The organism is Ferrovibrio xuzhouensis, assembly GCF_042648965.1.
Lineage (GTDB): Bacteria > Pseudomonadota > Alphaproteobacteria > Ferrovibrionales > Ferrovibrionaceae > Ferrovibrio > Ferrovibrio xuzhouensis.
In genome coordinates this window covers 1,646,706-1,672,082 of record NZ_JBHRYJ010000001.1, presented here as the reverse complement: position 1 = coordinate 1,672,082, position 25,377 = coordinate 1,646,706, and the positions used below count along the sequence as shown (strand labels likewise).

Sequence of the window (25,377 nt, the reverse complement as noted above, 5' to 3'; positions counted from 1 at the left end):
GCCGCGGCGCACCATTAGTTCAAAAAACCTTGAACTAACCCCGCCCCAGACACCATAACCGCCCGGAGCCTTCATGTCCTTCGCCCTGGTCTGGCTTGCCCTCGGCACCTTCGCCATCGGGACCGAATCCTTCCTGGTCGCCGGCCTGCTGCCGGAAATCGCCACCGATGTCGGCGTCAGTCTCGATTCCGCCGGCCACCTGATCGGTTGGTTCGCCGCGACCTACGCCGTGGCGGCGCCGATCATGGCGGCGCTGACCGGCCGCTTCGAGCGCCGCGGCGTGCTGCTGCTCAGCCTGGCGGTCTTCACCGCCGCCAACCTTGCCGCCGCCTTCGCGCCGGACTTCCATACCCTGCTGATCCTGCGCATCAGCATGGCGGTCTTCGCCTGCCTCTACACGCCGGCCGCCGGTGCGCTGGCCGGCGCCATGGTGCCACCGGAACAGCGCGGCCGCGCGCTCAGCATCGTGGTCGCCGGCCTGACCGTGGCGACCGCGGTGGGCGTGCCGTTCGGTACCGCCATCGGCGACCTGTTCGGCTGGCGCATGAGCTTTGTCGCGGTGGCGGCGCTCGGCGGGCTGGCCTTCCTCGGCATCGCCGTCGGCCTGCCGCGCATGATGCCGCCGATGGTGCTGTCGCTGCGCCAGCGGCTGGCGCCGCTCGGCATGCCGGCGGTGCGCTATTCGCTGCTGGTCACCGTACTGTGGGTCGGCGGCGCCTATGTGCTCTACACGTTTCTCGCCGCTTATTTCATGCCGCGCGGCATCACCGGCCTCGGCTTCGCCGCCGTCCTGATGCTGTTCGGCTGCTGCGCCTTCGCCGGCAACCTGTTCGGCGGCTGGAGCACCGACCGCATCGGCGGCCGCGCCACCACCCGCAATGCCGTGCTGTTGCTGCTGCCGATCTTCGTGGTGTTCAGCCTGCTGCCGGCCATCCCGGGTGCGGCGGTATGGCTCGCCGTGGCGCTGGTCGGACTGTGGCCGCTGGCCGGCTTTTCGGCGGCGCCGGCGCGCCAGGCCCTGCTGATCGACCTGGCGCCGCAGAGCGCACCGGTGGTGCTGGCACTGAATGCCTCGGCGCTCTATGCCGGCTGCGCACTGGGCGCGGCGGTCGGCGGCCTGGTGATGGCCGGGCCGGGGCCGCAGCTGCTCGGCTGGGCCGGCGCCGGCATCGAGCTGCTGGCTTTGCTGGCGCTCGGCCTTGAGCACCAGGTGCGCCGCCGCAGGCTGGCGGCAGTGCCGGCCGAGTAACGCCTCAGGCCTTTTTCTTCTTTTTCGCTTTCGCGGCGGTCGCCGCATCGATCAGCGCCGCGGCGGTCTGCGCCGCCACCCGCGCCGGGCCGCCCTTGCCGAACTGCTGGCCGGTGATGAAACAGCCTTCCATCAGCAGCAGCAGGGCATCGCCGAGTGCGGCCGGATCGCGCGCGCCCATCTCGGCGGCCATGGCGGCGAGGCGCTGGCGCAGGTCGCGCTTGTGCGCCTCGGCCACCTCGCGGGCCGGATGGCCGGCATGGGGATATTCCACCGTGGCATTGCTCAGCCCGCAGCCGCGGTAATGGCCCCCCATGGCGGCGCGTTTCGACAGCCGCTCGAAATAGGCCAGCAGGCGGCTGCGCGGATCGGCGCCGGCTGCCTTGTCCATGGCGGCGTAGAAGTGCTGCCAGAATTCCTGCTCGTAGTCGCGCAGGTAGGCGGCGGCGAGTTCGTCCTTGGACGGGAAGCTGCGGTACAGGCTCGGCTTGGTGACGCCGGCGCGGGTGACGATCTCGTCGACGCCGACGGCGCGGATGCCCTCGCGGTAGAACAGGTCGCGGGCGCTCTGGCGGATGCGGTCGGCGGCGCGCGGCGGCGCGCTCCCCGGCTGTGCGCTGGCGGGCGGCCGGGCGGTGTGCTGGTCGGTCTGCGGCCGACCTGTCTGGAGTTTGCGTGCCATTGGTCTGAATGCACCAGTGCAATTTTGGGACTTGACCATGTAACCGATCGGTACCTATATGGGGCAGCCCATAACACGTACCGGTCAGTCACATGAACATAGCACGCAGGTTTTTCCCCGGCCAGTCCTACGCGTTCGTCGTGGTCGGCGTGATCTTCCTCTCGCTGCTGGCCGCCGCCGGCCTGCGCGCCACGCCCGGCGTGCTGATCCTGCCGCTGGAGAAGGCGTTTGGCTGGGAGCGCGACACCATTTCGCTGGCGGCTGCCATCGGCATCTTCCTCTACGGCCTGATGGGGCCGTTTGCCGCGGCCCTGATGCAGAGCTTCGGCATCAAGCGGACCCTGCTCTGCGCCCTGGTGCTGATGTCGTTCTCGACCTGGCTGAGCGGCTTCATGACCGAATCCTGGCACCTGATGGCGACCTGGGGCGTGATGTCGGGCGTGGCGTCCGGCTGCGTCGCGCTGGTGATGGGGGCGACGGTCGTCAATCGCTGGTTCGTCAGCCACCGCGGCCTGATCATGGGCATTCTCACCGCCAGCACCGCCACCGGCACGCTGGTGTTCCTGCCCGGCCTTGCCGCCATCGCGGAGGGCTACGGCTGGCAGCCGGTGGTGTGGACCGTCTCGGCCTGCGCCGCGGCGCTGATCCCCCTGGTCTGGTGGCTGCTGCCCGAGCGGCCGGCCGACATGGACATGATCCCCTATGGTGCCGACCCGAATGCGCCGCCGGTGCAGGCCGCCGCGGTCAATCCGCTGGTGCTGGCCTTCGGGGCACTCAGCCGCGCCTCGCGCAAGACCGATTTCTGGCTGCTGTTCGCCACCTTCTGGATCTGCGGTTTCACCACCAACGGCCTGATCGGCACCCATCTGATCTCGTTCTGCGGCGACATGGGCATCGTCGAGGTCAAGGCCGCCGGCCTGCTGGCGCTGATGGGCATTTTCGACCTGATCGGCACGACAGGCTCGGGCTGGCTGACCGACCGCTACGATCCACGCAAGCTGCTGTTCATGTATTACGGCCTGCGTGGCATTTCGCTGATCTATCTGCCCTATACCGATTTCTCGCTGTATTCGCTGTCGATCTTCGCGGTCTTCTACGGGCTCGACTGGATCGCCACGGTGCCGCCGACCGTCAAGCTGGCGGTCGAGGCTTTCGGCGACCGCGACGGGCCGATCGTGTTCGGCTGGATCGCGGCAGGCCACCAGCTCGGCGCCGCCTCGGCGGCCTATTTCGCCGGCTATGTGCGGACCGAGCAGGGCAGCTATTTCGACGCCTTCATCATCGCCGGCATCACCGGCGTGGTGGCCGCGGTGCTCGCCCTGCTGATCCGCGGCAAGAAGGGCAGCACGGCGTTTGTGGCGGCGTAACGACCGAACGATATCAGGAGTGAAAAGCGCGGGCGGTGTTTACACCGCCCGTGTTGCTTTCAGGGAAGACGCCAGTTCGCCGGGCGTCGTCACCGGTAGGCCGCAGGTGGCGCCGATGCAGACATAGGCGGTCGGTCGGCCGTCGATCTGGGTCTTGCCGGCGGCCGGATGGGTTTCCGGCAGGGCGGTGTCCCCGTTCTCTGACTGGGGCGCGATCACATCAAGCACGCGGTTCGGCACCGACACGGTATAGGCGGCGCGCACCAGGGCATCGGTCGCCGGCTCGCCGCGCCGGCCGATGATCGCCACCTGCACGGCATTGGCATAGAGGTCGAAGCCGTTCAGATACGACCCCATCGGGAAGAAGTTGCGCGGCACGTCGCCGGCGAAGGCATCGAGCAGGCTCTGCGCCCGCTCGCGCCAGTCGATCTCGCCGGTCAGGTACCACAGCCTTGCAAACACACCGACCAGCGTGCCGTTGCCGGCCGGCGTCGCATTGTCGGCCGCGGTGCGCGTGCGGGCGACCAGCGCCTCGGCTGAGCGTGCGGTGAGGAAATAGCCGCCGTTGACTGCATCGGCATACTCGGCCTCGAGCGTGCCGCCCCAGCGTTTCGCCTGCGCCAGGTAGTCCGGCCTGCCGGTGGCTTCATACAGCGCCAGCGTCGCCTCCATCATGTTGGCGTAGTCGTCGAGCAGGCCGGGGAAGACCAGCTGGTCGGCGCGCCAGCTGTGCCCGAGTTTGTCGTCGCCGATGCCCAGCGTCGCCACCACGAAGCCGAAGGCGCGCTCGGCGGCGGCCAGCCAGTCCGGCCGGTCGTACTGCATCGACAGGTTGGTCAGCGCCGCGATCATCAGGCCGTTCCAGTCGGCCAGCACCTTGTCGTCCCAGCCCGGCTTGATGCGTTTGTCGCGTGCCGCAAACAGCACCGCGCGCGCGGCAGCAAGCCGCGCTTCCGTTGCATCGTCCTTGAGGTCCGGCGCGAGGCTGCGGCGCAGGATGGTCTTGTGTTCCCAGTTGCCGTGTTCGGTAACGTCATAGGCGGCGCAGAAATCCGGTGCGGCATCGCCCAGCAGGCTGTCGATCTCGGCCTTCTGCCAGACGTAGAACCTGCCTTCCTCGCCTTCGGAATCCGCATCCTGGGTCGCCGCGAAGCCACCGCCACCATCACCCGGGGCCGCTCCGCCGGCGATCATCTCCCGCAACAGCCAGCCGACCGTCTCGTCGATGCGCTGGCGCAGCAGCGGATCCTGCGTCTCGGCCTCGATCAGCGCCATATGGGCGAGCAGCTGGGCGTTGTCGTAGAGCATCTTCTCGAAATGCGGCGCCAGCCATTCGGCATCGGTCGAATAGCGCGCGAAGCCGCCGCCGAGATGGTCGTAGATGCCGCCCTGCGCCATCTTCGTGATGGTGTTGACCACGACGCGCCTGGCCTCGGCGCTGCCGCTGCGCAGGTAATGCCGCCACAGCAGGTCGAACAGGCCGGTCTGCGGGAATTTCGGGGCGCCGCCGATGCCGCCATGCCGGGGGTCGACATGGCCGAGCAGCTGGCCGGCCACCTGGTCGAGCGTATCGTTGCTCAAATCGAGCCGGTCGCGCGACTGCGGCCTGGCCATGTTGCGCAGGCCGCCGACCAGCATCTTCACGTTCTGGGCGATGGCGGACTTGTTCTGGTGATAGGCCTCGGAGACCTTTTCCAGCACCTCGGTGAAGGCCGGCCGGCCGAACCTGGCCTCGGCCGGAAAATACGTGCCGCCCCAGAAGGGCTCGCCCTTCGGCGTCAGGAACATGGTCAGCGGCCAGCCGCCCTGCTCGCCGAGCAGGTGCAGCGCGTTCATGTAGATGGTGTCGATGTCCGGCCGCTCCTCGCGGTCGACCTTGATGTTGACATAGAGCCGGTTCATCACTGCGGCGATCGCGGGATTCTCGAAGCTCTCGTGCGCCATCACGTGGCACCAGTGGCAGGCGGCATAGCCGATCGACAGCAGGATCGGCTTGTCGGCGGCCTGGGCGGCGGCCAGCGCCGCGGGGCCCCAGACCTGCCAGTGCACCGGATTGTCGCGATGCTGCAGCAGATAGGGCGAGGCGGCGCGGTCGAGATTGTTCCGACCGGTATCCAGATTCTGCGGGTTGATCCCTGACAACGGGTCGCCGGCCATGCTAGGTATTTGTCCCTGCTTGCTTCTCGGGCTGACGCCCCCATTCCGGAGCGCACGGATATGAAGATAACAGTCAATGTCGAGTGCACGCCAGAGGAAGCGCGCCGTTTCCTCGGCCTGCCGGACGTGCAGCCGTTGCAGGATGCCGTCATGCAGCAGATGCAGGACCGCGTCATGTCGTCCATGCATGCCATGGACCCGGAAACCCTGCTGAAGACCTGGGCGCCCATGGGGCTGCAGAATTTCGAGCAGATCCAGAAATTCTTCTTCAGCCAGTTTCCCGGCGGCGGCGGCAATGGCAACGGCGACAAGAAAAAGTAGAAGAAATCCAGACAGATGACGAGTTTGCCCGCCGATCCCGCCCCGTTCTATGCCGCCCATGTCTTCGTCTGCACCAACGAGCGGCCGCCGGGCCATCCGCGCGGCTGCTGCAAGGACAAGGACGCCGAGAAGCTGCGCAACTACATGAAGGTGCGCGCCAAGGAACTCGGGCTCGGCGGCGTGCGCATCAACACTGCCGGCTGCCTCGACCGCTGCGAACTCGGGCCGACCATGGTGATCTATCCCGAAGGCATCTGGTACCGCGCCGAGACCTTCGCCGATATCGACGAGATCCTGGAAACCCATGTGAAGGGCGGCGGCCGCGTCGCCCGCCTGATGCTGCAGCCCGAGGACGGGCCGCCGCCAGCCAAGGCTTGACCGGAGGGTGATGGGGCAATGAGCGCGGCCGGCACCATCTACGCGCTGTCCTCCGCGCCGGGCCCGGCCGGTGTCGCCGTGGTGCGGCTGAGCGGCCCCGATGCCGCCGAGGCAGTGCTGGCGCTCACCGGGCGCGAAGTGCCGAAGCCGCGGCTTGCCTCTTTACGTCAGCTCAAGGACGAAGCCGGCGCCCTGATCGACGAGGCGCTGGTGCTGTGGTTCGAGCAGCCGCACAGCTTCACCGGCGAGGATGTCGCCGAACTGCACCTGCATGGCGGCCGTGCCGTGCTGGCGGCGCTGTTCGCGCGGCTTGGCAGCCTGCCCGGCCTGCGCATGGCGGAAGCCGGCGAGTTCAGCCGCCGCGCCTTCGAGCATGGCCGCTTCGACCTGACCGCCGCCGAGGGCATCGGCGACCTGATCGCGGCCGACACCGAAGCGCAGCGGCGCCAGGCCCTGCGCCAGATGCAGGGGGCCTTAAGCGCGCTCTACGACGGCTGGCGCAACCGGCTGGTCCATGCGCTGGCGCATCTCGAAGCCGATATCGATTTCTCGGATGAGGACCTGCCCGAGGGCGTGGCGGCGGAAGTGAAGCCGCAGCTGGCCCGCCTGCGCGAGGAGATCCTCGCCCATATGGCCGACAGCCGGCGCGGCGAGCGCCTGCGCGACGGCCTGATGGTGGCGATCGTCGGCGCGCCCAATGTCGGCAAATCGTCGCTGCTCAACGCGCTGGCGCGGCGCGAGGCGGCCATCGTCTCGGAGAGTCCCGGCACCACGCGGGACGTGATCGAGGTGCATCTCGATCTCGGCGGCTATCCGGTGATCCTCGCCGATACGGCAGGGTTACGAGAAAGTGCGGACAAAATCGAGAGCGAGGGCATGCGCCGCGCGCTGGCCCGCGCCGAGGCCGCCGACCTCAAGATCGTGGTGATCGACGCCGCCGAGCCGGCCAGCGCCATCCCGCCCGAGACGCTCGCCCTGATCGACACCGACGCCGTGGTGGCGGCCAACAAGGCCGACATCGCCGTCGCCTCGCAGATCGCCACGATGGCGGCGACGCCGGTCCAGGGCCGCGCCGTCTGGCCGATCTCGGTGCAGTCGGGCGCCGGCATGACCGACTTCCTCGCCGCGCTGGAGGCAGAGGTGAAAGACCGCATCGGCCTGACCGCCGGAGTGACGATCACCCGCGCGCGCCACCGCGAGGCTTTGGCCGACTGCGTCGCCGCGCTCGACCGTTTCCTCGCCGGCGGCGCCGGTCCCTCCGCCGAACTCGCCGCCGAGGATGCCCGCCTCGCCGCCCGCGCGCTCGGCCGCATCACCGGGCGTGTTGACGTGGAAGACCTGCTCGACGTGATCTTCAGAGATTTCTGTATCGGGAAGTGAGCGGCATTAGGTAGCAACCGCACCTGCGGTAAGGCCGAATCCACAAGCCAGACGCCCTGTGCTCAGGGCGTGAAATGACTGGTTTGTTTTCTGGTGATAGCCGCGTCAGTCAACCTCTCCGTCAGTGAAGGCCATCCGCGAAAGGCTGATCTCATTACCCTCGTGCACTTTATACGGAACTGGCACGTTCAGCTTGGAATAGGAATGATAAGTGACGTGGGCTATAGGATCGCCCTCCACCCTATAGGTGACACCAACTAATAATATGAAGTTGACGCTCGTCTGGCCGGGTGGAAATGCGCGGTCATTCCAATGAAGGACCTCCATCATCCTATCTTCCGGAAACAGGATATAGCCGAGTTTGGGGGTATTATTCTTCAGCTCCTCCAGAAACTCCTTTTTGAGGGCTGGAAACGGCATGCCTTCTTTATGAAGGACAAGGCTTTTGAAATGGACTTCAGCGCTGGTCGCTGGCGTTTTGCCAATATTCTTAACAGTAGCCCTCACCGAGAAGGCGATGTTATTTGGCCCAACTTCCATTGGGTGAATGAGATTAACGTCTTCGATCTTCAACCATGCACGGTTACCGGCGACAAACGCTTTACGGCTAATTTCGTTGGCTGTTTTAGCGGCTTCCGCAGCAACAAGCGCTGCATTAGCGCCTTCTCTGGTCAGCTCCAGACTATAGAGAAGTGCCATCAAGCCGGCTAACCCGATTATGAACTGGTAGATATTTAAACAGGCCATATCGAGCGCAGCTTTGGCCGCTGCCCACTGGGCCTTCAAATCGAGTGCGTCGTGATAAGGCTGGCCGCAATCTTTGGCATTATCCGGGCAGGGTATCTGAGGCATGCCATCATTTTGAATGGCCGTTGCCCATGCGGCTGCCTCTTTGGCGGCGGCGTCATACTCTTTATCTGCGCTTCCAATCTTTGGGAAAAGATGATCGCTCCAAGGGAAGCAGCGCGGGGCCTGATATATCGACAGGCCAACAACAACGAGAAGGGCGGCTATACCCCCGATCACGACATGGCGCAGCCAATTGCCTTTGAGCATTTTCCCCATCCGCGCTCTTTGATTCCCCCTGCACCAATCCTATGGGCACCGTTTGGCGCTGTCTCCAGGATTTACGGTGCGGTAAGGTCCGGCTGGCAGGCTCGGGCCTGCGATCTTATGCCGGACCCGTTCATGCCCCTCGCCATGCTCCCGCCCGTTCTTTCCGTCCGCAGCCTGGGCTGAGCCCGCATGCGCGTCCTCGTGCTTGGTGCCACCGGGTTCATCGGGCGGCATGTCACCGCCGCCCTGCTGGCGGCGGGCCATGACGTGGTCGCCGGCGGCCGGCGGGCCGAAGAAGCGCGGCGGCGGTTTCCCGCCATCGGGACGCTGGCCTGCGATCTGGCCCGCGACACCGACCCGGCGGTCTGGGTGCCGCGGCTCGCCGGCATCGACGCGGTGGTCAATGCGGCCGGCCTGCTGCGCGGGCCGGACATCGCCGCGGTGCATGCCGCCGGCCCGGCGGCGCTGTTTGCCGCCTGCGCGGCGGCCGGGGTGACGCGCGTGATCCATATCTCGGCGATCAGTGCCGACGATGCCGCCGGCACCGATTACGCCGCCACCAAGCTGCGGGGCGAGGCGGCGCTGCGCGCGCAAACATCGCTCGACTGGGTGATCCTGCGCCCCTCGCTGGTCTGGCATGCCGGCAGCTATGGCGGCACATCGCTGCTGCGCGGCCTCGCCGGCCTGCCGGGCATCCTGCTGCTGCCGGGGGCGGGCGATGCGGCGTTCCAGCCGATCCATGCCGACGATCTGGCCCGCTGCGTCGGCGACCTGCTGGCCGACCATCGTCTGCGGCAGGTAACCCTGGAGCCGGCCGGGCCGGAGGTGCTGTGCTTACGCACCATCCTGCTGCGGCTGCGCGACTGGCTCGACCTGCCGCCGCCGCGACTGATCGTGGCCGTGCCGCTGCCACTGGTCGCCCTGCTGGCAAGGCTGGGCGATGTGTTTGGCCGCGGCCCGGTCAGCAGCAACGCGCTACGCCAGATGCGGCATGGCAACACCGGCGATGCCGCAGGCTTTGCCCGCGCCATCGGCTGGGTGCCGCAGACGATGGCGCAGGCGCTGGCGCGGCAGCCGTCCCATGTGCAGGACCGCTGGCAGGCCCGGCTTTACTGGCTGCGGCCGGCGGTGCGTTTCGTGCTGGCGCTGCTGTGGCTCGCCTCGGGCCTCGTCGGCCTGCTGCCGCAATCGACGGCGGCGGCCCTGACGGTGCTAACGGGGCCGGTGCTGGCCGGGCTCGGCCTGCCGGCGTCGCTGGCGCTGCCGCTGGCGGCCGGCTTCTCGGTCCTCGATATTGCGCTCGGCCTCGGGCTGCTGCTCCGGCGGCCGGGTATTGGCTGGCTGACCCTGGCCCAGCTTGGCGTGGTGCTGGGCTATACGCTGGTGCTGACGGCGGCGCAGCCGGGCCTGTGGCTGGAGGCTTACGGGCCGCTGTTGAAGAACCTGCCGATCCTGGTACTGGTCTGCGTTCACTGGGCGCTGGATGACGACCGATGAGAGCGCGGCGATGACGGACCTGTATCTCGTGGTGCAATGGCTGCATGTGCTGAGCGCCACGGTGCTGTTCGGCACCGGCATCGGCATTGCCTTCTTCCTGTGGGCGGCGCATCTGGGCGGCGATGTCGCCACCATCGCCGGGGTCAGCCGGCTGGTGGTGCGCGCCGACTGGATTTTCACGGCCACCGCCGGCATCGTGCAGCCGCTGAGCGGGGCCCTGCTGATCCGGCTGGGCGGCTGGGACCCGCATGAGGACTGGCTGCTGCTGACCTATGCGATCTACGGCCTGGCCTTCCTGTGCTGGGCGCCGGTGGTCTGGCTGCAGCTGCGCATCCGCGACATGGCGACGGCGGCGCTGCGCGATGGTACGGCCCTGCCGCCGCTTTACTACACTTATATCCGGCGCTGGTTCCTGCTCGGCTGGCCGGCTTTCATCGGCCTGCTGCTTGTCTTCTGGCTGATGCTGGCCAAAGCTGTGCCGGGAGCAGAGCCACTATGACCACCGACCATTTCCCGCAGCTCGATACCGCCCGCCTGTGCCTGCGCGGCTTCCGCCGCAGCGACGAGGCGGCCTTTGCCGGCTTCGCCACCCATGAGGAATTCTGGCGCTTCCTGCCCGGCCCGGCGCTGGACCGCGAGCTGGTCGCCCGCTTCGTCGCCGCCCGCGTCGCCGATGCCGAGACGCCCAACATGCGCGACTGGATCTTCTGCGTCGAGGAAACGGCGATGGGGCGGGCCCCAGGACGTCCCGTGGGCATGGTGCGGCTCGGCATTGCCTCGGCCGAGCATCGCCAGGGCAATATCGGTTTCTCGTTCGACCATCGCATCCGCGGCCAGGGCTATGCGTCGGAGGCGATGCGGGCCCTGCTGTCGTTTGGCTTCGGCGAGCTGGGGCTGCATCGCATCACCGCGCTGGCCGATATCGACAACGACCGCAGCCATGCGGTGCTGGGCAAGCTCGGGTTCCGCCGCGAGGGCCTGCTGCGGCAGAATTTCTGGGTGCGCGGGCAATGGCGCGACAGCGACCTGTTCGCCCTGCTGCGGGCCGAATGGGATTCGTCGAACGGCCCGGCCACCGACCTGGCGTAAGACGGGCCTGGCATAAGGCCCTACTTCGGCGGCTCGGTCTTTTCCGGCGGCATCTCGGCCGGGGGCGGCGGCAGCACGCCATCCCTGGGTATGCCATTCGGGGACATGCCATCGCGGGCGGCCGGACGCGGCATGCCGGTACGGGCATCGGCCTGCACCAGGCGCAGCTCGCCAGCGCGGGTGCGATAGGCGATGCGGTAGCTGCCGGTCTCGCCCCCGTTGCTCTGCCCCCCGTTATTCTGCCAGGTGACCTGCTGGACGAAGCCGAAATCCGGCTGGCCCTCGACCTTGAGGATGATCTGCGACAGCGACAGCGATCCGGCCGGCGGGCCCCCGGGACTCTGGCCGGGCTGGGTGCCGGGCATGGCGTCCTGGGCGCGCGCCAGCATCGCCGTGCCGAGCAGGATGAAGAGCAGGGTGAGGACCAGCAAAGGTCCGCTGAGGCGGTTCATCGGCGCACCTCCATATCGGCGTGTTGCGTGTCGACGTGTCGACGTGTCGAACCATCGCAGACAAGCTGGTGCCCGATTATGGCGATGCAGCGGCGGAGCGGCGGTGATTCCGCGGCCGGTCTTGTGACTTTTTGGCCTATGACCTTTTGGCCTGTTCAGGCCGGGGGGCTGCCGCCCGGGGGTGTCCGGCTGCTCAGACGGCCCTGCCGAACAGCACCAGCGGCTGGCCGCAGCAGGGGCAGGCCATGTCGCGCAGGCTGCTGAGTACGTTGGAGCCGGCAAGCACGGCCTGCGGGGCCAGCGCAATGGCGGTGCCGGCGATGCCGACCGAGGGGAAGCGGCGCTCCCGATGGCGGTAATCTGCGCCGGTCCGCCGGCCGGCACAAGGCAGTTTCGCGGCAGCCCGGGGCGATGGCGTCAGTCGAGCAGGTGCCCTAATCAAGCATATGAATGGCATCGCCGGGGCGGATCTCGCCACCCTCGACCACCCGGGCATAGACGCCGCATTTGTTGTGGCCCCAGACCCGGTTCAGCGTGCCGACCACATCCTCGTCGACCTCCGCCGTATCGGGGTTCACATGGGTGGCGGCGCAGCGGCCGATGATCTCGGCCACTTCGAGCACCGCCGTGCCGATGCGCAGCCGGCGGCCGATCCAGCCCATTTCGGCCCAGGCGGCAAAGCCGTCAACGAGGAGATTGCCGCGCAGGCGGCGCCAGTCGAGCGCGGCGCCGGCATGCACGGGGCCGAGCATGCGGCCGATCTCGGCCAAGGTCGCAGTGTTCTGGATCGACAGATAGGGCGGTGGCACATCGCTGAACCAGACGCCCGGCGCCTCGGCGACAGTGACCTTGCCGCGCGTTTCCGCCGTGGTCAGCGTGCGGGCAACCAGCGCTTCAAGGGCGGCGCGGCCCGCAGGCGTGGTGAGATCCGCATCGTCGATGCCGTCGTCCGAGGTCTCCGGTTCCGGATCGGCCACGGTGATCCGCGTGCCGCCGGCATCAAAGCCGCAATGCAGGCTGGCCAGATGCGGGTTGCGCACCCAGGTGAGGAAATGCGCCTTCTTCTGGAAGGCGGGCGCCGCCGGATCGAAGGCGGAGCTGCCATGGGCGAGCGCGAAGCGGCGGTCGCCGGCAAGCGGCTGGCCGGCCGTCAGTGTCGCGTGATCGAGCGGCTGGCCGGTCAGGCCCTTCACCGGATAGCGGGCGATGCGCAGCAGCGAAGCGGAAGCAGGCGAAGCAGTGTCTGTCATGGCCGGCAGATTGCCCGCGCGGTGCCGCGCCGGTCAACGCGGCAATTGTCAGCATGACAATCTGCCGTCACTCTGCGGCGCAGGAGACGAAAGACCATGACGCTTGTCCATGCTGCGCTGATCGCGACCGCCCTGTTGCTGGGCGCGATGCTGTTTTTCTCGTTCGCCGTGGCGCCGATGGTGTTTCGCGCCCTCGAACGGCCGCAGGCGGCAAAGCTGATGCAGGCGCTGTTCCCGCTCTATTACCTTGTCATCCTCGGGCTCGGTGCGGTGGCGGCGCTGACGCTCGGGATCGCGGGCGATCCTTTGCATGGCGGCGTGATGGCCTTTGTCGCGGCGGCGGCCGCGCTGCTGCGCCAGGGCCTGCTGCCGCGCCTCGATGTCCTGCGGCCGCTGAAAGAGGCCGGCGATGCGGATGCGCAGGCAAGCTTCGCCCGGCTGCATCGCGCCAGCATGATCGTCAACCTGGTGCAGATCGTGGCGGTGGCCGCCGTGCTGGTCCGCCTGCTGCCATAACTGAACGCTTTTCGTTCTGAATGGACGCATTCGCGGGATATCGCCCCATATTGAATGAACAAATAGAGTACAAATGGCTCCTTCCGGCATGTTTCACGTGAAACAGGATAGAGCGCGCCAGGGTGTTTCACGTGAAACACCCCCTGTGGCGGCCCGTCTGCGATTCCCTTTGACGATAGCGGGCGGCCCCCGTAAAACCCGCGCCATGAGCGGACCTGAGACGCATTTCGATGTCATCGTGATCGGCGGCGGCCATGCCGGCTGCGAGGCCGCGGCCGCTTCGGCGCGGCTCGGCGCGCGCACCCTGCTGCTGACCCACAAGGTCGAGACCATCGGCGAGATGTCGTGCAACCCCGCCATCGGCGGGCTGGCCAAGGGCCATCTGGTGCGCGAGATCGATGCGCTCGACGGCGTGATGGGCCGCGCCATCGATGCCGCCGGCATCCAGTTCCGCATGCTCAACAAGTCGAAGGGCCCGGCGGTACGCGGGCCCCGGTCGCAGGCCGACCGCAAGCTCTATCGCCGCGCCATGCAGGCGATCCTGGCCGCGCAGCCGAACCTGACCATCATCGGCGCCGCGGTGGAAGACATCCGCATCGACGGCGGCGCGGTGCGCGGCGTCGTCTCGGGCGAGGGCACATTCTATCCGGCACCGAAAGTGATCCTGACCACCGGCACTTTTCTGCGCGGGCTCATTCACATTGGCGAGGAGAAGATCCCCGCTGGTCGTGTCGGCGAGCAGCCTTCGCTCGGCCTCTCGAAAACCCTTGAAACATGCGGCTTTTCGCTTGGTCGGCTGAAAACCGGTACGCCGCCGCGGCTCGATGGCCGCACCATCGACTGGTCCGGTCTGGAGATGCAGGCGGCCGACGATCCGCCGGTGCCCTTCAGCTTTCTCACCCGCGAGATCACCACGCCGCAGATCGACTGCGGCGTCACTTATACCTCGCAGGCCGGCCACGACCTGATCCGCGCCAACCTGCATCGCGCGCCGATCTATTCCGGCCAGATCGAGGGCACCGGGCCGCGCTACTGCCCGTCGATCGAGGACAAGGTGGTTCGCTTCGGCCAGCGCGACCGCCACCAGATCTTCCTGGAGCCCGAGGGGCTGGACGACGATACCGTCTATCCGAACGGCATCTCGACCTCGCTGCCACGTGAAATCCAGGCGGAATTGCTGAAAACCATCCCCGGGCTGGAGCATGCCGTCATGCTGCGGCCGGGCTATGCCATCGAATACGACTTCGTCGATCCCCGCGAACTGAAGCCGACCCTGGAGACGAAGCGCCAGCCCGGCCTGTATCTCGCCGGCCAGATCAACGGCACCACCGGATATGAGGAAGCGGCGGCGCAGGGCCTGATCGCCGGCCTCAATGCCGCGCTTTCCGCCGGAAATATCGGGGCGGCCGGGGCAGGGGAGGGGGCATGCTTCATTCTCGACCGCGCCGATGCCTATATCGGCGTGCTGGTCGACGATCTGGTCACCTTGGGGACCCGCGAGCCCTACCGGATGTTCACCAGCCGGGCGGAATACCGCCTGTCGCTCCGCGCTGACAATGCCGACCAGCGCCTGACGCCGCTCGGGCTGGCCATCGGCTGCGTCGGTGTTTCACGTGAAATAGCCTGGAAAACCAAGGAAAAAGCCCTGGCCGAGGGTCGCGCGCTGGTGCAGGGCCTGAAAATGACCCCGCCGGAGCTGGTCAAGCGCGGCCTGGCGGTGAACCAGGACGGCCAGATGCGCTCGGCCGCCCTGCTGCTGGGCTATCCCGATATGGATGTGGCCCGGCTGAGCCAGATCTGGCCGGAACTGGCCGGCTTGCGTCCCGATGTGGTCGAGCAGGTCGAGATCGACGGGCGTTACGCCGGCTACATGGAGCGCCAGCAGGCCGATATCCTCGCCTTCCGCAAGGACGAGGGCCTGACCCTGCCCGACGACCTCGATTATGCCGCCATCGGCGGGCTGTCGAACGAGGTCCGCGCCAAGCTGCAGCAGCACAAGCCGGGGACCCTCGGCCAGGCGGCACGCATCTCCGGCGTCACCCCCGCGGCGCTCTCGGCCCTGCTGGGCCATGTGAAAAAGCGTCGCCGCCAGGGTCTCGACGCCGCAGAATAGCGGTTTTCCGCCGTTTATATCCTGAAAACGGGGTGTTTCACGTGAAACACCCCGTGCCGGCATGCCATTCAATGGGACCCTCGGGTCGAGCCCGAGGGTGACGAAATCGGGGTCTCGGGACCCCAATTTCGTCATCTTTACCGCCCAGTCTGTCCCGGTCCCAGCCTGCGACCGCCGGAGAGACCGCCATGTCTGCTGCCCGTCCGTCCTGCTCGATGATTCCGGCCCTGCGCTATCGCGATGCGCCGGCTGCCATCGACTTCCTCTGCCGCGCCTTCGGCTTCAGCCGGCATCTGGTGGTGCCCGGCGAGACGGCCGGCACCGTCGCCCATGCCCAGCTGACGCTCGGCAGCGGCATGATCATGCTGGGCTCGGACACCGACGACGGCCGCCAGAGCGAATACGGCCGACTGATCCGCCGGCCCGGCGAACTGGGCGGCTTCAATACCCAGAGCACCTATGTGGTGGTCCCGGAGATCGACAGCCATTACGCCCGGGCGGTGGAGCAGGGCGCCGAGATCCTGATGGAACTGAAGCCGCAGGATTACGGCGGCAAGCTCTACACCTGCCGCGACCCGGAAGGCCATGTCTGGAATTTCGGCTCCTACGACCCCTGGGCGCCGCCGGCCGAAGGGGTGCAGGAGGTCGGCTAAGGCCCTTAACGGCTGTTTCACGTGAAACACCGGCCGCCACAATCCTGCCACAGGCGGACTCGTCCCAGAGTTGGGGGGCTTTCCTGTGGATACATGACAGGCGGCCGCGATTGCGCGATAACCGGCCGTGATGACAAAACACCTCTCTCCCGCGGATTTTCAGGCCGCCACCGGCTGCAACGCGGCCGCCCTCGCGCGACTGGATACTTATGCGGCCCTGCTCGCCAAATGGCAGGTGGCAATCAACCTTGTGGCGGGCAATACGCTGCCGGACCTGTGGCAGCGGCACTTCCTCGATTCCGCCCAGCTGCTCGCCCTGGCGCCGCCGGGAACGGCGCGCTGGCTCGACCTCGGCTCCGGCGGCGGTTTCCCCGGCCTGGTGATCGCAGCCCTTGGCGTCGAGGCCGGCATCGCCACCGTGCATCTGGTGGAAAGCGACCAGCGCAAGGCGACCTTCCTGCGCGAGGCGGCCCGCGCCATGGATCTGCCGGGCGTCACCGTCCACGTGAAACGCATCGAGGCGATGGAGCCGGCGGCGCTGCATGCCGCCATGGGCGGGGCACCGGATGTGATCTCGGCCCGGGCGCTGGCGCCGCTCGGCGACCTGCTCGGTCTGGCGCATCGCCTGGCCGGGCCCGATACGCTGTATCTGTTCCCGAAGGGCCGCCAGGCCGAGGATGAATTGACCGGGGCCCGGCGATATTGGACAATCCGCGACCTCAGGCTGCTGCCGAGCAAAACCGACCCGGCAGCGCGGATTCTGAGCATCAGGGGATTGGAACCCGCGTGACCAGTACAGAACAAGAACATAATGGTAATGGCTCGGGCTGGGGTGACGACGACACCGTGGCGGCCGAGCTGGACGCCGGCGCGCCGGATGCCAACCCCGAAGAGACGCCGCGCGTCCTCGACATCCCGCAGCGCATGGGCCGCGTGCTGGCGGTGGCCAACCAGAAGGGCGGCGTGGGCAAGACCACAACCGCGATCAATCTGGCCACGGCGCTGGCTGCCGTCGGCGAACGCGTGCTGCTGATCGACAGCGACCCGCAGGGCAATGCCTCGACCGGGCTGGGCCTCACCCAGGACGAACGCGCCTTTGGCACCTACGAGCTGCTGATGGGCGAGGCGGTACTGGACGAGACGATCCGGCCGACGAAAGTCCCCAATCTTCTCATTGTGCCGGCGAGCGTCGAGCTGGCCGGCGCCGAGCTGGAGATGATGGATCTCGACCGGCGCCAGCATCGCCTGAAGGACGCCATCGACGGCCGGGTATCGGAGTTCGATCACGTGCTGATCGACTGCCCGCCGTCGCTGACGCTGCTGACCGTCAACGCCATGGTGGCGGCCGATGCGGTGCTGGTGCCGCTGCAATGCGAGTTCTTCGCGCTGGAAGGCCTGGGGCAGCTGCTGCGCACGGTCGAGCGCATCCGCACCACGCTCAATCCGGCGCTCGACGTGCAGGGCGTGGTGCTGACCATGTTCGACAAGCGCAACAACCTGTCTGAGCAGGTCGCCGCCGATGTGCGCGGCTTTCTCGGCGAGAAGGTCTACGAGACGGTGATCCCGCGCAATGTGCGCATCTCGGAAGCGCCGAGCCATGGCGTGCCGGCGCTGATCTACGACCACCGCGCGCCGGGCAGCACCGCCTATATGGCGCTGGCCCGCGAAGTGATCAAACGCGAGCAGCTGCTGCGCAGCGCGGCGTGAGTCATACCCTTTCTCCGTCATCCTCGGGCCACCGGGTCTGGCCAAAGGCCAGCCCGGCGGTAAACTTCACGACCCGAGGATCTCACGCAGAGAGAGGGGCCCCATTTGGCACCAGACCCTCGGATCAGGTCCGAGGGTGACGAGTCTGGTATAGAGGACAGAGTATGATCGACGATCCGAAACGCCGCGGCCTGGGCCGGGGACTGGCCGCCCTGATGGGCGACACCGTGCCGAAGGACGGCAGCGGAGCCGGCGAGGGCGCGGCGGCCGGCCCGCGCGGCGGCACCCGCGAGGTGCCGATCGAGCAGCTGCGCCCCAACCCATACCAGCCGCGCAAGATGTTCAATCCGGAAGCGCTCGACGAACTGGCGCGTTCGCTGAAGGACAAAGGCGTGCTGCAGCCGCTGCTGGTCCGCCGCGTCAAGGCCGGTTCGGCGGAGGGCGCGACCTACGAGATCATCGCCGGTGAGCGCCGCTGGCGCGCCGCGCAGATCGCCAAGCTGCATGCCGTGCCGGTGGTGATCAAGGAGATCTCCGACCGCGACGCGCTCGAGATCGGCCTGATCGAGAACGTGCAGCGCGAGGACCTCAACCCGCTGGAAGAGGCCGGCGCCTTCCAGCGCCTGACCGAAGAGTTCAGCTATTCCGCCGACCAGATCGCCCAGGTGATCGGCAAGAGCCGCAGCCATGTCGCCAACATCAGCCGCCTGCTGCAGCTGCCGAAAGCCGTGCGCGACATGATCGGCGCCGGCAAGCTGACCGCCGGACAGGCCCGGCCGCTGATCGGCCATCCGCTCGCCGAACAGCTCGCCCAGCGCATCGCCGAAGGTGCGCTCACCGTGCGCCAGGTGGAAAAACTCGTCGCCGTCGGCCGCGAGGTCGGCGGCCTCGGCGATGCCGCGCGAGCCAAGGGCGGCCGGCCGGCATCGGCGCCGTCCGCGAAACCCGCCGGCGACGCAGCCGTCAAGAAAGACGCCGACACGCTGGCCTTCGAGCGCGGGCTGACTGCGGCGCTCGGGCTCAGGGCCGAGATCGAGGGCGAGGCCGGCAACCCGGAAGCCGGCCGCCTGGTGCTGCATTACCAGAGCCTGGAGCAGCTCGACGACCTGGCGAAGAAGCTCAGCCGGCGCTAAAGCCGCGCGATCACCTGCGCGGCGGCGTCCGCGCTGGAGAGGCCGGCGGTATCGATGACGAGTGCGGCATCCCACGGCTCATAGTCCCGCACCTGCACATCGGCCCAGGTCGGCTGGCGGTGGCCGGGAATATCGGCTGCGCGCGTCTCGATCCGGCGGCGATGTTCGGCGGTGTCGGAACAGATCACTTCCACTTCAAGGAACGGCGCGCCGGCTTCGGCCGCCGCCGCGCGCCAGCCCGCGCGGCTGGCCGCCACCGGATTGACGCTGTCGGCGACCACGCACAGCCCGTTGCGCAGGTTCTCGACGGCGAGCCGCTGCGCTGCCACATAGCCGAGCGGGCCGACACCGTCCGGGAACGATCCCGCCGCCAGCAAAGCCTGTTCGATGGCATCGACGCGCAGATGCGCCGCCGGCAATTGCTTCGCCAGCACGCGGGCCAGCGCGGTCTTGCCGTTGCCGGGCAGGCCGCCGAGGATGATCAGTGTCGTCATGGGGCCACCACCTGCCAGCTCGCCACGGCGAGCGTGTCACCGTCGCGGGTCAGCGTGTACTGCAGCCGGCGGCGGGCATGCTGGCCGACCAGGGTTTCCTGATCCACCTGCAGGTAATCCAGCGTCACAGTTATGCGAGGCCGCTTCGGCGTACCGCTGGCATCGTCGCTGACAAAGCCGATCTCCTGCACCAGCAGGTTGGTGTGTTCGCCAAAGCCGAAGCGACTCTTGTAGTCATCGTCATGGCTGGTGACGTCGTCCTGAATCTTCTCGCTCACGGCAGTCCACGACAGGCCCGATTGCGGCAGCGTCCGGTCCGCGGCCGGCTCTGCCGGCTTCGCTCCGGCCTTGGCCAGCAGCGGATTGAGATTCCAGGTGGATAGCGGCCAGGACGGCTGCGAGACATAGACTTCGCGACAGGACAGGGTGGCGCGGGCCAGCGCCGCGCTCGCCAGGCTGATTCCGGCCAGGGCTGCATCGCCGACGATGGTGCCGGTCGGCGCCGACATCAGGTTGACTGGTCGCGTGCCGGCGCTGCAGGGCTGGGTGAGGACGGTCTCGATATACCATTCGCCGCCAGCATTGATGTCGGCAATCAGCAGCGGCGGATCGATCTCCACATTGTCGTGCGCGGCGCCGGCGGCCATGGCCAGCGTGATGCGGTGCACGCCGGGCGGCACATCCCGGATAAACAGGGTTTCGTCATCAATCTCGCCAAGCGCCTCGCCGTCCAGCGAGACAACCGGGGCCGTGGAGGGCGCGCCGGTCATGGCGTCCTTGCGGAACAGCACGATGCGGGCCGTGTCGGCCGGCTTCGGCGGCATCTGCATGTCCGGGGTGGCATCTTTCGGCTTCATGGTCTGACAGCCGCCGAGTGCGGCCAGAATCACCACCGAAAATATGCCCCGTCGCATGCTGCCTCCCCCGTGCCGTGATCACGACTATGGCAACGCGCGCGGCGCGGTGGCAATGCCTCTCGAAAAAATCCGCCGCGACCCCATATCATCGGCACAGACCGCAGGAGCCCGCCATGACCGACACGAAAGCCGCCGTCAAGCCCCTCTCCCCGGAAGCCGAGCATGTGCTGCGTCGCCATGGCACCGAACGGCCGGGCTCGAGCCCGCTGAACCGCGAAAAGCGGCCGGGCGTCTTTCGCTGCGCCGGCTGCGGCACGGAAGTCTTCGCGTCGGAGACCAAATACGAGAGCGGCAGCGGCTGGCCGAGCTTCTGGGCCCCGGCCGGCGATGGCGCGGGCGTGGCGACCACCACCGACCGCAGCCACGGCATGGCCCGCACTGAGGTCCACTGCGCCACCTGCCAGGGCCATCTCGGGCATGTCTTCCCGGACGGCCCGCAGCCGACCGGCCTGCGCTACTGCATCAACGGCGCCGCGCTCGATTTCGAGCCGAAATAGCAGGCGTCCTGCCAGTATACCGCCCGTGCGGGCTACGCGCCTAAAAAGTCGCCAAATTTACGGCAATAGCCTATAATTTAGACATCCCCTCCGGGGCGAATCCGCGATTCTGCTGTCGGACACAGCGGAATCGCCTTCTACCGCAGTGCAAAGCGCTGGCACGCTTCTTGTAACTCGCCGTGCGAGAGGTTTGCGCCAGGGGTGGGCCGGAGAAGTTCCCGGATTTGGGGGGAACCGGAACGGTCTTCCGGTCCCGAAGGTCGGGGCCCGGCGACTGGCGCAGCCCTGCACTGACAGGAGGATTAAATCGTCATGCAACTCACCACCGTCTCGTCCGTCGCGCGCCCCGCGCCCGCGGTTGATCAGCGGCAGCTTGGCTGGCTCATGCTGGCTCTCGCGGCCCTGTTTGCCCTGCTTCCTACGGCCGGCTTCGCCGCTGACGCGCCGCCGCCGAAACTCGATTCCGGCGATACCGCCTGGATGCTGACCTCGACCGCGCTGGTCCTGATGATGACCATCCCGGGCCTCGCCCTGTTCTACGGCGGCATGGTGCGCAAGCAGAATGTGCTCGCCATCATGATGCAGAGCTTCGCCATCACCTGCCTCGTCACCGTGCTGTGGATGATCGTCGGCTACAGCCTGGCGTTCACCAGCGGCAATCCCTTCGTCGGCGGCTTCGACAAGATCTTCCTGTCGGGCGTCGGCGTCGACGCGCTCAGCGGCACCATCCCGGAAACGGTCTTCATGACCTTCCAGATGACCTTTGCCATCATCACTCCGGCCCTGATCACCGGTGCCTTCGCCGATCGCATGAAGTTCTCGGCGATGCTGTGGTTCATGGGCCTGTGGTCGATCTTCATCTATGCGCCGATCGCGCATATGGTGTGGGGTGGCGCAGGTTCGCTGATGTTCGACATGGGCGTGCTGGATTTCGCCGGCGGCACCGTGGTGCACATCAATGCCGGCGTTGCCGGCCTGGTCGCCTGCCTCGTGCTCGGCAAGCGTCAGGGCTATGGCAAGGTCAGCCATGCGCCGCATAACCTGACGCTCACCATCACCGGTGCGGGCCTGCTGTGGGTCGGCTGGTTCGGCTTCAACGCCGGTTCGGCGCTGACCGCCGGCGGCAGCGCGGGCATGGCCATGGCCGTCACCCAGATCGCCACTGCCGCTGCGGCGCTGGCCTGGATGTTCGCCGAATGGCTCGCCCGCGGCAAGCCGAGTGTGCTGGGTATTGCCTCGGGTGCCGTTGCCGGCCTCGTCGCCATCACCCCGGCCTCTGGCTTCGTCGACCCGATGGGTGCCCTGATCATCGGCATCGTTGCCGGCGTGATCTGCTTCGTCGCCGCCACCACGGTGAAGAATGCGCTGGGCTACGACGACAGCCTGGATGCCTTCGGCGTCCATGGCGTCGGCGGCATCGTCGGTGCGATCCTGACCGGTGTGTTTGCCCGCGAAGCGGTCAATCCCGCCGGCAAGGGCCTGCTCGACGGCAACGCTGGCCAGGTGCTGACCCAGATCGAGGGCGTGGCGATCACCATCGTGTTCACCGCGGTGGTCAGCCTGATCATCCTCAAGATCATCGACTGGACGATCGGTCTGCGCGTCGACGAGGCCACCGAGCGCGATGGTCTCGACCTGAACCTGCACGGCGAGACGGTGCAGTAACAGGTTAGCGCGAAGACTCCCGGGCCGGCTCACCCACCCGCCGGCCCGGGCTGTCTTCACCGCGCAGCCTTCAGTATCGGTACAGTGTCATCAGGACAGCGTCCGCCTGATTTCTCCTTTCCTCTCCGGATACGACAGCAGAACCCACGCCACTGGCGGTTGCCTTTTTCACGGCACCCTGATTTGCTCATGGTCGAAGCCCGAGGTGTTGCCATGACGGCCTTCGACGAAATGGATACCGGCCTTGCCGGTGCCGGACCTGCGGGGACCAGTGCGGTCCGCCCGCCCTACCAGGCCTACAAGCGCTGGCTGGACACCATTCCCGCCGACCTGCTGGCCCGCCGCCGGCTCGAAGCCGACCTGCTGTTCCGCCGGCTGGGCATCACCTTCGCCGTCTATGGCGAGGGCGGCGACACCGAACGCCTGATCCCCTTCGACCTGGTGCCGCGGATCATCGCGGCCAAGGAATGGCGGCGCCTGCGCCGCGGCCTCAAGCAGCGCGTGCGCGCGCTCAACGCCTTCCTCAACGACATCTATCACGGCCAGGACATCCTGCGCGCCGGCAAGATCCCGGCCGAGCTGGTGACCCGCAACGAGGCCTATCTGCCGGCCATGCAGGGCGTCACCATCGCGCGCCAGACCTATACCCATATCGCCGGCATCGATATCGTGCGCACCGGCGAGGACCAGTTCTATGTCCTCGAGGACAATGCCCGCACGCCCAGCGGCGTCAGCTACATGCTGGAAAACCGCGAGGCGATGATGCGGCTGTTCCCCGACGTGTTCGGCGCGGTGCGCGTCGCCCCCGTCGGCCATTACCCGGATTCGCTGCTGCAGACCCTGCGCGAGAGCGCGCCGCCGAACTGCGACGAGGAACCCACCGTGGCGCTGCTGACGCCCGGCGTGTTCAACTCGGCCTATTTCGAGCATGTCTTCCTCGCCGAGCAGATGGGCATCGAGCTGGTCGAGGGCAACGACCTCGTGGTCAGGGACGACAAGGTCTACATGCGCATGGTCGGCGGGCTGAAGCGCGTCGACGTGATCTACCGCCGCCTCGACGACGCCTTCCTCGATCCGAAAGCCTTCCGCAAGGATTCGATGATCGGCGTGCCCGGCATCTTCCAGGCCTACAAGGCCGGCAACGTGACGCTGGCCAATGCGGTCGGCACCGGCGTCGCCGACGACAAGTCGGTCTATCCTTACGTGCCTGACATGGTGCGCTTTTACTTAGGCGAAGAGCCGCTGCTGCAGAATGTGCCGACCCATATCCTGCGCCGGCCCGACGACCTGAAATACGCGCTGGAGCATCTGCCCGAACTCGTCGTCAAGGAAGTGCATGGCTCCGGCGGTTACGGCATGCTGGTCGGTCCGCGCGCGACGAAGGAAGAGATCGAGACCTTCCGCGCCAAGATCATCGCCAAGCCGGAAGCCTATATCGCCCAGCCGACCCTGGCGCTCAGCACCTGCCCGACCTTCGTCGAGAGCGGTATCGCGCCGCGCCATGTCGACCTCAGGCCCTTTGTGCTGACCGGCGAGACCATGCGCGTGGTGCCCGGCGGGCTGACCCGTGTGGCGTTGCGCGAAGGCTCGCTGGTGGTCAACTCCAGCCAGGGCGGCGGCACCAAGGACACCTGGGTGCTGGAGGACGAAATCTCCGACATCCGTGCCGGTGAAGACTGATGCTGAGCCGCGCCGCCGACAACCTCTACTGGATGATGCGCTACGTCGAGCGCGCCGAGAATATGGCGCGCATCCTCGACGTGGCGCACCGCATGGCGCTGCAGGGTCATGTCGGCGAACAGCGCGGCGGCCCGTGGGAGCCGGCCCTGATCATCGCCGGCTGCGACAAGGCCTTCGCCCTGCACGGCGGCCCGGCCAGCGCGCGCAACGTGATCGACTTCCTGTCCTTCGCGCCGGACAATCCCTCGTCGATCTTCGCCTGCCTCAAGGCGGCGCGCGAGAATGCGCGGGCCATGCGGGCGCAGATCACCTCGGAAGCCTGGCAGAGCATCAATGCCGCCTGGCTGGAGGTGCGCGGCTTCAGCCATGCCAGCGTCGAGGCCGACGGCTATTCGATCTTCTTCGACTGGGTGCGCGAGCGCAGCCACCTGTTCCGCGGCGTTGCCGAAGGCACCATGCCGCGCGGCGATGCCTATAATTTCATGCGGCTCGGCACCCTGCTGGAACGTGCCGACAGCACGGCGCGCATCCTCGATGTGAAGTATCACATCCTGCTGCCCTCGGTGGCCGAGGTCGGCGGCGCCGTCGACTATTACCAGTGGGCGGCGCTGCTGCGCTCGGTGTCGTCCTTCCGCATCTACCGGCAGATCTACCGCGACACGATCCAGCCGACCCGGGTCGCCGAACTGCTGATCCTGCGCCCGGACATGCCGCGCAGCCTGCATGCCTGCTTTGCCGAGATCGTCAACATCCTGCAGGAACTGCGCGAGGGCTATCGCCGCAACTACCTGTCGGTACGCATGGCGGAAAGCATGCTGATGAAGCTGCGCTACGGCGACATCGAGGACATCTTCCATCGCGGCCTGCACGAGTATCTCACCGAGGTGGTCGACGCCAATATCGAGCTCGGCGCCCAGCTCGCCCGCGACTTCATGCAGGTCGCCTGACGCAAGCGGCATCGGCCGTTTCTCCTGTCTTTCCCGGGCCTGCTATCCAGGTTCCGTTTTTGCACTTGATCTAGATGTCCGGTTAATGGGATGTCCGGCCGGGAGGGCTGCCCCGCGTCGGGCATGACGGACTTGTGTTGCGGCCGGCGCCGCACCCCCCTTGACCCGGCCTGCACC

26 protein-coding genes are annotated in these 25,377 nt (G+C 67.3%); 18 read left to right on the top strand and 8 right to left on the bottom strand.

The window, feature by feature from the left end:
* Positions 1-73 precede the first annotated feature (73 nt).
* Positions 74-1,249 (top strand): MFS transporter, encoded by a 1,176-nt coding sequence (locus ACFOOQ_RS08260; protein ID WP_379724275.1) that lies wholly within the window; start codon positions 74-76, stop codon positions 1,247-1,249.
* Positions 1,250-1,253: 4 nt separating this feature from the next.
* Here the strand turns inward: ACFOOQ_RS08260 and ACFOOQ_RS08255 are convergent, their stop codons facing one another.
* Positions 1,254-1,931, bottom strand: a complete 678-nt coding sequence (locus tag ACFOOQ_RS08255; protein WP_379724272.1) for a TetR/AcrR family transcriptional regulator — start codon at positions 1,929-1,931, stop codon at positions 1,254-1,256.
* Positions 1,932-2,023: 92 nt separating this feature from the next.
* Here ACFOOQ_RS08255 and ACFOOQ_RS08250 point away from each other — a divergent pair, with 92 nt between their 5' ends.
* A complete protein-coding gene (locus tag ACFOOQ_RS08250) occupies positions 2,024-3,298 on the top strand; it encodes an MFS transporter (RefSeq protein ID WP_379724269.1) in 1,275 nt (424 codons plus the stop codon).
* Between the two features lie 39 nt (positions 3,299-3,337).
* Here the strand turns inward: ACFOOQ_RS08250 and ACFOOQ_RS08245 are convergent, their stop codons facing one another.
* Entirely contained in the window at positions 3,338-5,455 is a 2,118-nt protein-coding gene (locus tag ACFOOQ_RS08245) for a thioredoxin domain-containing protein (RefSeq protein ID WP_379724266.1), read from the bottom strand.
* 60 nt (positions 5,456-5,515) lie between these two features.
* Between ACFOOQ_RS08245 and ACFOOQ_RS08240 the strand changes: the two genes are divergently transcribed.
* From ACFOOQ_RS08240 to mnmE, 3 genes are read left to right on the top strand one after another with little or no spacing between them, the layout of a single operon-like run.
* Positions 5,516-5,776: a DUF6489 family protein gene (locus ACFOOQ_RS08240; protein ID WP_379724263.1), complete on the top strand. Its 261-nt coding sequence runs from the start codon at positions 5,516-5,518 to the stop codon at positions 5,774-5,776.
* Positions 5,777-5,791: 15 nt separating this feature from the next.
* Positions 5,792-6,154 carry a (2Fe-2S) ferredoxin domain-containing protein gene (locus ACFOOQ_RS08235; protein WP_379724260.1) on the top strand — a complete coding sequence of 121 codons (363 nt, stop codon included), beginning with the start codon at positions 5,792-5,794 and terminating at the stop codon, positions 6,152-6,154.
* Positions 6,155-6,172: 18 nt separating this feature from the next.
* Complete coding sequence (mnmE, locus tag ACFOOQ_RS08230) at positions 6,173-7,534, top strand: tRNA uridine-5-carboxymethylaminomethyl(34) synthesis GTPase MnmE (protein WP_379724257.1); 1,362 nt, start codon at positions 6,173-6,175, stop codon at positions 7,532-7,534.
* Between the two features lie 105 nt (positions 7,535-7,639).
* Here the strand turns inward: mnmE and ACFOOQ_RS08225 are convergent, their stop codons facing one another.
* Positions 7,640-8,590 (bottom strand): hypothetical protein, encoded by a 951-nt coding sequence (locus tag ACFOOQ_RS08225; RefSeq protein WP_379724254.1) that lies wholly within the window; start codon positions 8,588-8,590, stop codon positions 7,640-7,642.
* 189 nt (positions 8,591-8,779) lie between these two features.
* Here ACFOOQ_RS08225 and ACFOOQ_RS08220 point away from each other — a divergent pair, with 189 nt between their 5' ends.
* The 3 genes from ACFOOQ_RS08220 to ACFOOQ_RS08210 are packed head-to-tail and all read left to right on the top strand — an operon-like array spanning position 8,780 to position 11,176.
* Positions 8,780-10,087, top strand: a complete 1,308-nt coding sequence (locus ACFOOQ_RS08220) for an SDR family oxidoreductase (RefSeq protein WP_379724251.1) — start codon at positions 8,780-8,782, stop codon at positions 10,085-10,087.
* A complete protein-coding gene (locus ACFOOQ_RS08215; protein ID WP_379724249.1) occupies positions 10,074-10,586 on the top strand; it encodes a DUF2269 family protein in 513 nt (170 codons plus the stop codon). Before ACFOOQ_RS08220 ends, ACFOOQ_RS08215 begins: the two co-directional genes overlap by 14 nt.
* Positions 10,583-11,176, top strand: coding sequence for a GNAT family N-acetyltransferase (locus tag ACFOOQ_RS08210; protein ID WP_379724246.1), 594 nt, complete (start codon positions 10,583-10,585; stop codon positions 11,174-11,176). The genes ACFOOQ_RS08215 and ACFOOQ_RS08210 overlap by 4 nt, the downstream gene beginning before the upstream one ends.
* Positions 11,177-11,196: 20 nt before the next feature.
* On the opposite strand, the gene ACFOOQ_RS08205 is transcribed toward ACFOOQ_RS08210, so the two are convergent.
* The 3 genes from ACFOOQ_RS08205 to ACFOOQ_RS08195 form a co-directional block, all read right to left on the bottom strand.
* Complete coding sequence (locus tag ACFOOQ_RS08205; RefSeq protein WP_379724243.1) at positions 11,197-11,628, bottom strand: hypothetical protein; 432 nt, start codon at positions 11,626-11,628, stop codon at positions 11,197-11,199.
* Between the two features lie 193 nt (positions 11,629-11,821).
* Positions 11,822-12,070, bottom strand: a complete 249-nt coding sequence (locus tag ACFOOQ_RS08200; protein ID WP_379724240.1) for a hypothetical protein — start codon at positions 12,068-12,070, stop codon at positions 11,822-11,824.
* Entirely contained in the window at positions 12,063-12,878 is an 816-nt protein-coding gene (locus tag ACFOOQ_RS08195) for an MOSC domain-containing protein (RefSeq protein WP_379724237.1), read from the bottom strand. The genes ACFOOQ_RS08200 and ACFOOQ_RS08195 overlap by 8 nt, the downstream gene beginning before the upstream one ends.
* A 96-nt stretch (positions 12,879-12,974) precedes the next feature.
* Between ACFOOQ_RS08195 and ACFOOQ_RS08190 the strand changes: the two genes are divergently transcribed.
* The 6 genes from ACFOOQ_RS08190 (at position 12,975) to ACFOOQ_RS08165 (ending at position 19,000) form a co-directional block, all read left to right on the top strand.
* Entirely contained in the window at positions 12,975-13,394 is a 420-nt protein-coding gene (locus tag ACFOOQ_RS08190) for a DUF4149 domain-containing protein (RefSeq protein ID WP_379724234.1), read from the top strand.
* A 205-nt stretch (positions 13,395-13,599) separates the two neighbouring features.
* Positions 13,600-15,507 carry a tRNA uridine-5-carboxymethylaminomethyl(34) synthesis enzyme MnmG gene (gene mnmG / locus ACFOOQ_RS08185; protein ID WP_379724231.1) on the top strand — a complete coding sequence of 636 codons (1,908 nt, stop codon included), beginning with the start codon at positions 13,600-13,602 and terminating at the stop codon, positions 15,505-15,507.
* A gap of 188 nt (positions 15,508-15,695) precedes the next feature.
* The gene (locus ACFOOQ_RS08180; RefSeq protein WP_379724228.1) at positions 15,696-16,160 is read left to right on the top strand and encodes a VOC family protein; all 465 of its coding nucleotides are present in this window, start codon (positions 15,696-15,698) and stop codon (positions 16,158-16,160) included.
* A 130-nt stretch (positions 16,161-16,290) separates the two neighbouring features.
* A complete protein-coding gene (gene rsmG / locus ACFOOQ_RS08175; RefSeq protein ID WP_379725378.1) occupies positions 16,291-16,950 on the top strand; it encodes a 16S rRNA (guanine(527)-N(7))-methyltransferase RsmG in 660 nt (219 codons plus the stop codon).
* A 134-nt stretch (positions 16,951-17,084) separates the two neighbouring features.
* Positions 17,085-17,867 (top strand): ParA family protein, encoded by a 783-nt coding sequence (locus ACFOOQ_RS08170; RefSeq protein ID WP_379725374.1) that lies wholly within the window; start codon positions 17,085-17,087, stop codon positions 17,865-17,867.
* A 164-nt stretch (positions 17,868-18,031) separates the two neighbouring features.
* Positions 18,032-19,000, top strand: coding sequence for a ParB/RepB/Spo0J family partition protein (locus ACFOOQ_RS08165; RefSeq protein ID WP_379724225.1), 969 nt, complete (start codon positions 18,032-18,034; stop codon positions 18,998-19,000).
* Here the strand turns inward: ACFOOQ_RS08165 and ACFOOQ_RS08160 are convergent.
* Together ACFOOQ_RS08160 and ACFOOQ_RS08155 are read right to left on the bottom strand one after the other, a co-directional pair.
* Positions 18,997-19,494 (bottom strand): AAA family ATPase, encoded by a 498-nt coding sequence (locus tag ACFOOQ_RS08160; RefSeq protein WP_379724222.1) that lies wholly within the window; start codon positions 19,492-19,494, stop codon positions 18,997-18,999. The two genes, ACFOOQ_RS08165 and ACFOOQ_RS08160, sit on opposite strands and share 4 nt — an antisense overlap.
* Positions 19,491-20,408 (bottom strand): hypothetical protein, encoded by a 918-nt coding sequence (locus ACFOOQ_RS08155; RefSeq protein WP_379724220.1) that lies wholly within the window; start codon positions 20,406-20,408, stop codon positions 19,491-19,493. The genes ACFOOQ_RS08160 and ACFOOQ_RS08155 overlap by 4 nt, the downstream gene beginning before the upstream one ends.
* A 116-nt stretch (positions 20,409-20,524) precedes the next feature.
* On the opposite strand from ACFOOQ_RS08155, the gene msrB reads away from it, so the two are divergent.
* The 4 genes from msrB to ACFOOQ_RS08135 all read left to right on the top strand — a co-directional run bounded on the left by msrB (position 20,525) and on the right by ACFOOQ_RS08135 (position 25,200).
* Positions 20,525-20,908, top strand: a complete 384-nt coding sequence (gene msrB / locus ACFOOQ_RS08150; RefSeq protein ID WP_379724217.1) for a peptide-methionine (R)-S-oxide reductase MsrB — start codon at positions 20,525-20,527, stop codon at positions 20,906-20,908.
* A 384-nt stretch (positions 20,909-21,292) separates the two neighbouring features.
* Positions 21,293-22,573 carry an ammonium transporter gene (locus ACFOOQ_RS08145; RefSeq protein WP_379725370.1) on the top strand — a complete coding sequence of 427 codons (1,281 nt, stop codon included), beginning with the start codon at positions 21,293-21,295 and terminating at the stop codon, positions 22,571-22,573.
* A 189-nt stretch (positions 22,574-22,762) separates the two neighbouring features.
* Positions 22,763-24,253, top strand: a complete 1,491-nt coding sequence (locus tag ACFOOQ_RS08140; RefSeq protein ID WP_449265799.1) for a circularly permuted type 2 ATP-grasp protein — start codon at positions 22,763-22,765, stop codon at positions 24,251-24,253.
* A complete protein-coding gene (locus ACFOOQ_RS08135; RefSeq protein ID WP_379724215.1) occupies positions 24,253-25,200 on the top strand; it encodes an alpha-E domain-containing protein in 948 nt (315 codons plus the stop codon). The genes ACFOOQ_RS08140 and ACFOOQ_RS08135 overlap by 1 nt, the downstream gene beginning before the upstream one ends.
* Positions 25,201-25,377 lie beyond the last annotated feature (177 nt).

Coding starts and splice junctions, on each gene's coding strand:
- ACFOOQ_RS08260 (WP_379724275.1), top strand. CDS start 74: ATGTCCTTCGCCCTGGTCTGGCTTGCCCTCGGCACCTTCGCCATCGGG.
- ACFOOQ_RS08255 (WP_379724272.1), bottom strand. CDS start 1,931: ATGGCACGCAAACTCCAGACAGGTCGGCCGCAGACCGACCAGCACACC.
- ACFOOQ_RS08250 (WP_379724269.1), top strand. CDS start 2,024: ATGAACATAGCACGCAGGTTTTTCCCCGGCCAGTCCTACGCGTTCGTC.
- ACFOOQ_RS08245 (WP_379724266.1), bottom strand. CDS start 5,455: ATGGCCGGCGACCCGTTGTCAGGGATCAACCCGCAGAATCTGGATACC.
- ACFOOQ_RS08240 (WP_379724263.1), top strand. CDS start 5,516: ATGAAGATAACAGTCAATGTCGAGTGCACGCCAGAGGAAGCGCGCCGT.
- ACFOOQ_RS08235 (WP_379724260.1), top strand. CDS start 5,792: ATGACGAGTTTGCCCGCCGATCCCGCCCCGTTCTATGCCGCCCATGTC.
- mnmE (WP_379724257.1), top strand. CDS start 6,173: ATGAGCGCGGCCGGCACCATCTACGCGCTGTCCTCCGCGCCGGGCCCG.
- ACFOOQ_RS08225 (WP_379724254.1), bottom strand. CDS start 8,590: ATGCTCAAAGGCAATTGGCTGCGCCATGTCGTGATCGGGGGTATAGCC.
- ACFOOQ_RS08220 (WP_379724251.1), top strand. CDS start 8,780: ATGCGCGTCCTCGTGCTTGGTGCCACCGGGTTCATCGGGCGGCATGTC.
- ACFOOQ_RS08215 (WP_379724249.1), top strand. CDS start 10,074: ATGACGACCGATGAGAGCGCGGCGATGACGGACCTGTATCTCGTGGTG.
- ACFOOQ_RS08210 (WP_379724246.1), top strand. CDS start 10,583: ATGACCACCGACCATTTCCCGCAGCTCGATACCGCCCGCCTGTGCCTG.
- ACFOOQ_RS08205 (WP_379724243.1), bottom strand. CDS start 11,628: ATGAACCGCCTCAGCGGACCTTTGCTGGTCCTCACCCTGCTCTTCATC.
- ACFOOQ_RS08195 (WP_379724237.1), bottom strand. CDS start 12,878: ATGACAGACACTGCTTCGCCTGCTTCCGCTTCGCTGCTGCGCATCGCC.
- ACFOOQ_RS08190 (WP_379724234.1), top strand. CDS start 12,975: ATGACGCTTGTCCATGCTGCGCTGATCGCGACCGCCCTGTTGCTGGGC.
- mnmG (WP_379724231.1), top strand. CDS start 13,600: ATGAGCGGACCTGAGACGCATTTCGATGTCATCGTGATCGGCGGCGGC.
- ACFOOQ_RS08180 (WP_379724228.1), top strand. CDS start 15,696: ATGTCTGCTGCCCGTCCGTCCTGCTCGATGATTCCGGCCCTGCGCTAT.
- rsmG (WP_379725378.1), top strand. CDS start 16,291: ATGACAAAACACCTCTCTCCCGCGGATTTTCAGGCCGCCACCGGCTGC.
- ACFOOQ_RS08170 (WP_379725374.1), top strand. CDS start 17,085: ATGGGCCGCGTGCTGGCGGTGGCCAACCAGAAGGGCGGCGTGGGCAAG.
- ACFOOQ_RS08165 (WP_379724225.1), top strand. CDS start 18,032: ATGATCGACGATCCGAAACGCCGCGGCCTGGGCCGGGGACTGGCCGCC.
- ACFOOQ_RS08160 (WP_379724222.1), bottom strand. CDS start 19,494: ATGACGACACTGATCATCCTCGGCGGCCTGCCCGGCAACGGCAAGACC.
- ACFOOQ_RS08155 (WP_379724220.1), bottom strand. CDS start 20,408: ATGCGACGGGGCATATTTTCGGTGGTGATTCTGGCCGCACTCGGCGGC.
- msrB (WP_379724217.1), top strand. CDS start 20,525: ATGACCGACACGAAAGCCGCCGTCAAGCCCCTCTCCCCGGAAGCCGAG.
- ACFOOQ_RS08145 (WP_379725370.1), top strand. CDS start 21,293: ATGCTGGCTCTCGCGGCCCTGTTTGCCCTGCTTCCTACGGCCGGCTTC.
- ACFOOQ_RS08140 (WP_449265799.1), top strand. CDS start 22,763: ATGGTCGAAGCCCGAGGTGTTGCCATGACGGCCTTCGACGAAATGGAT.
- ACFOOQ_RS08135 (WP_379724215.1), top strand. CDS start 24,253: ATGCTGAGCCGCGCCGCCGACAACCTCTACTGGATGATGCGCTACGTC.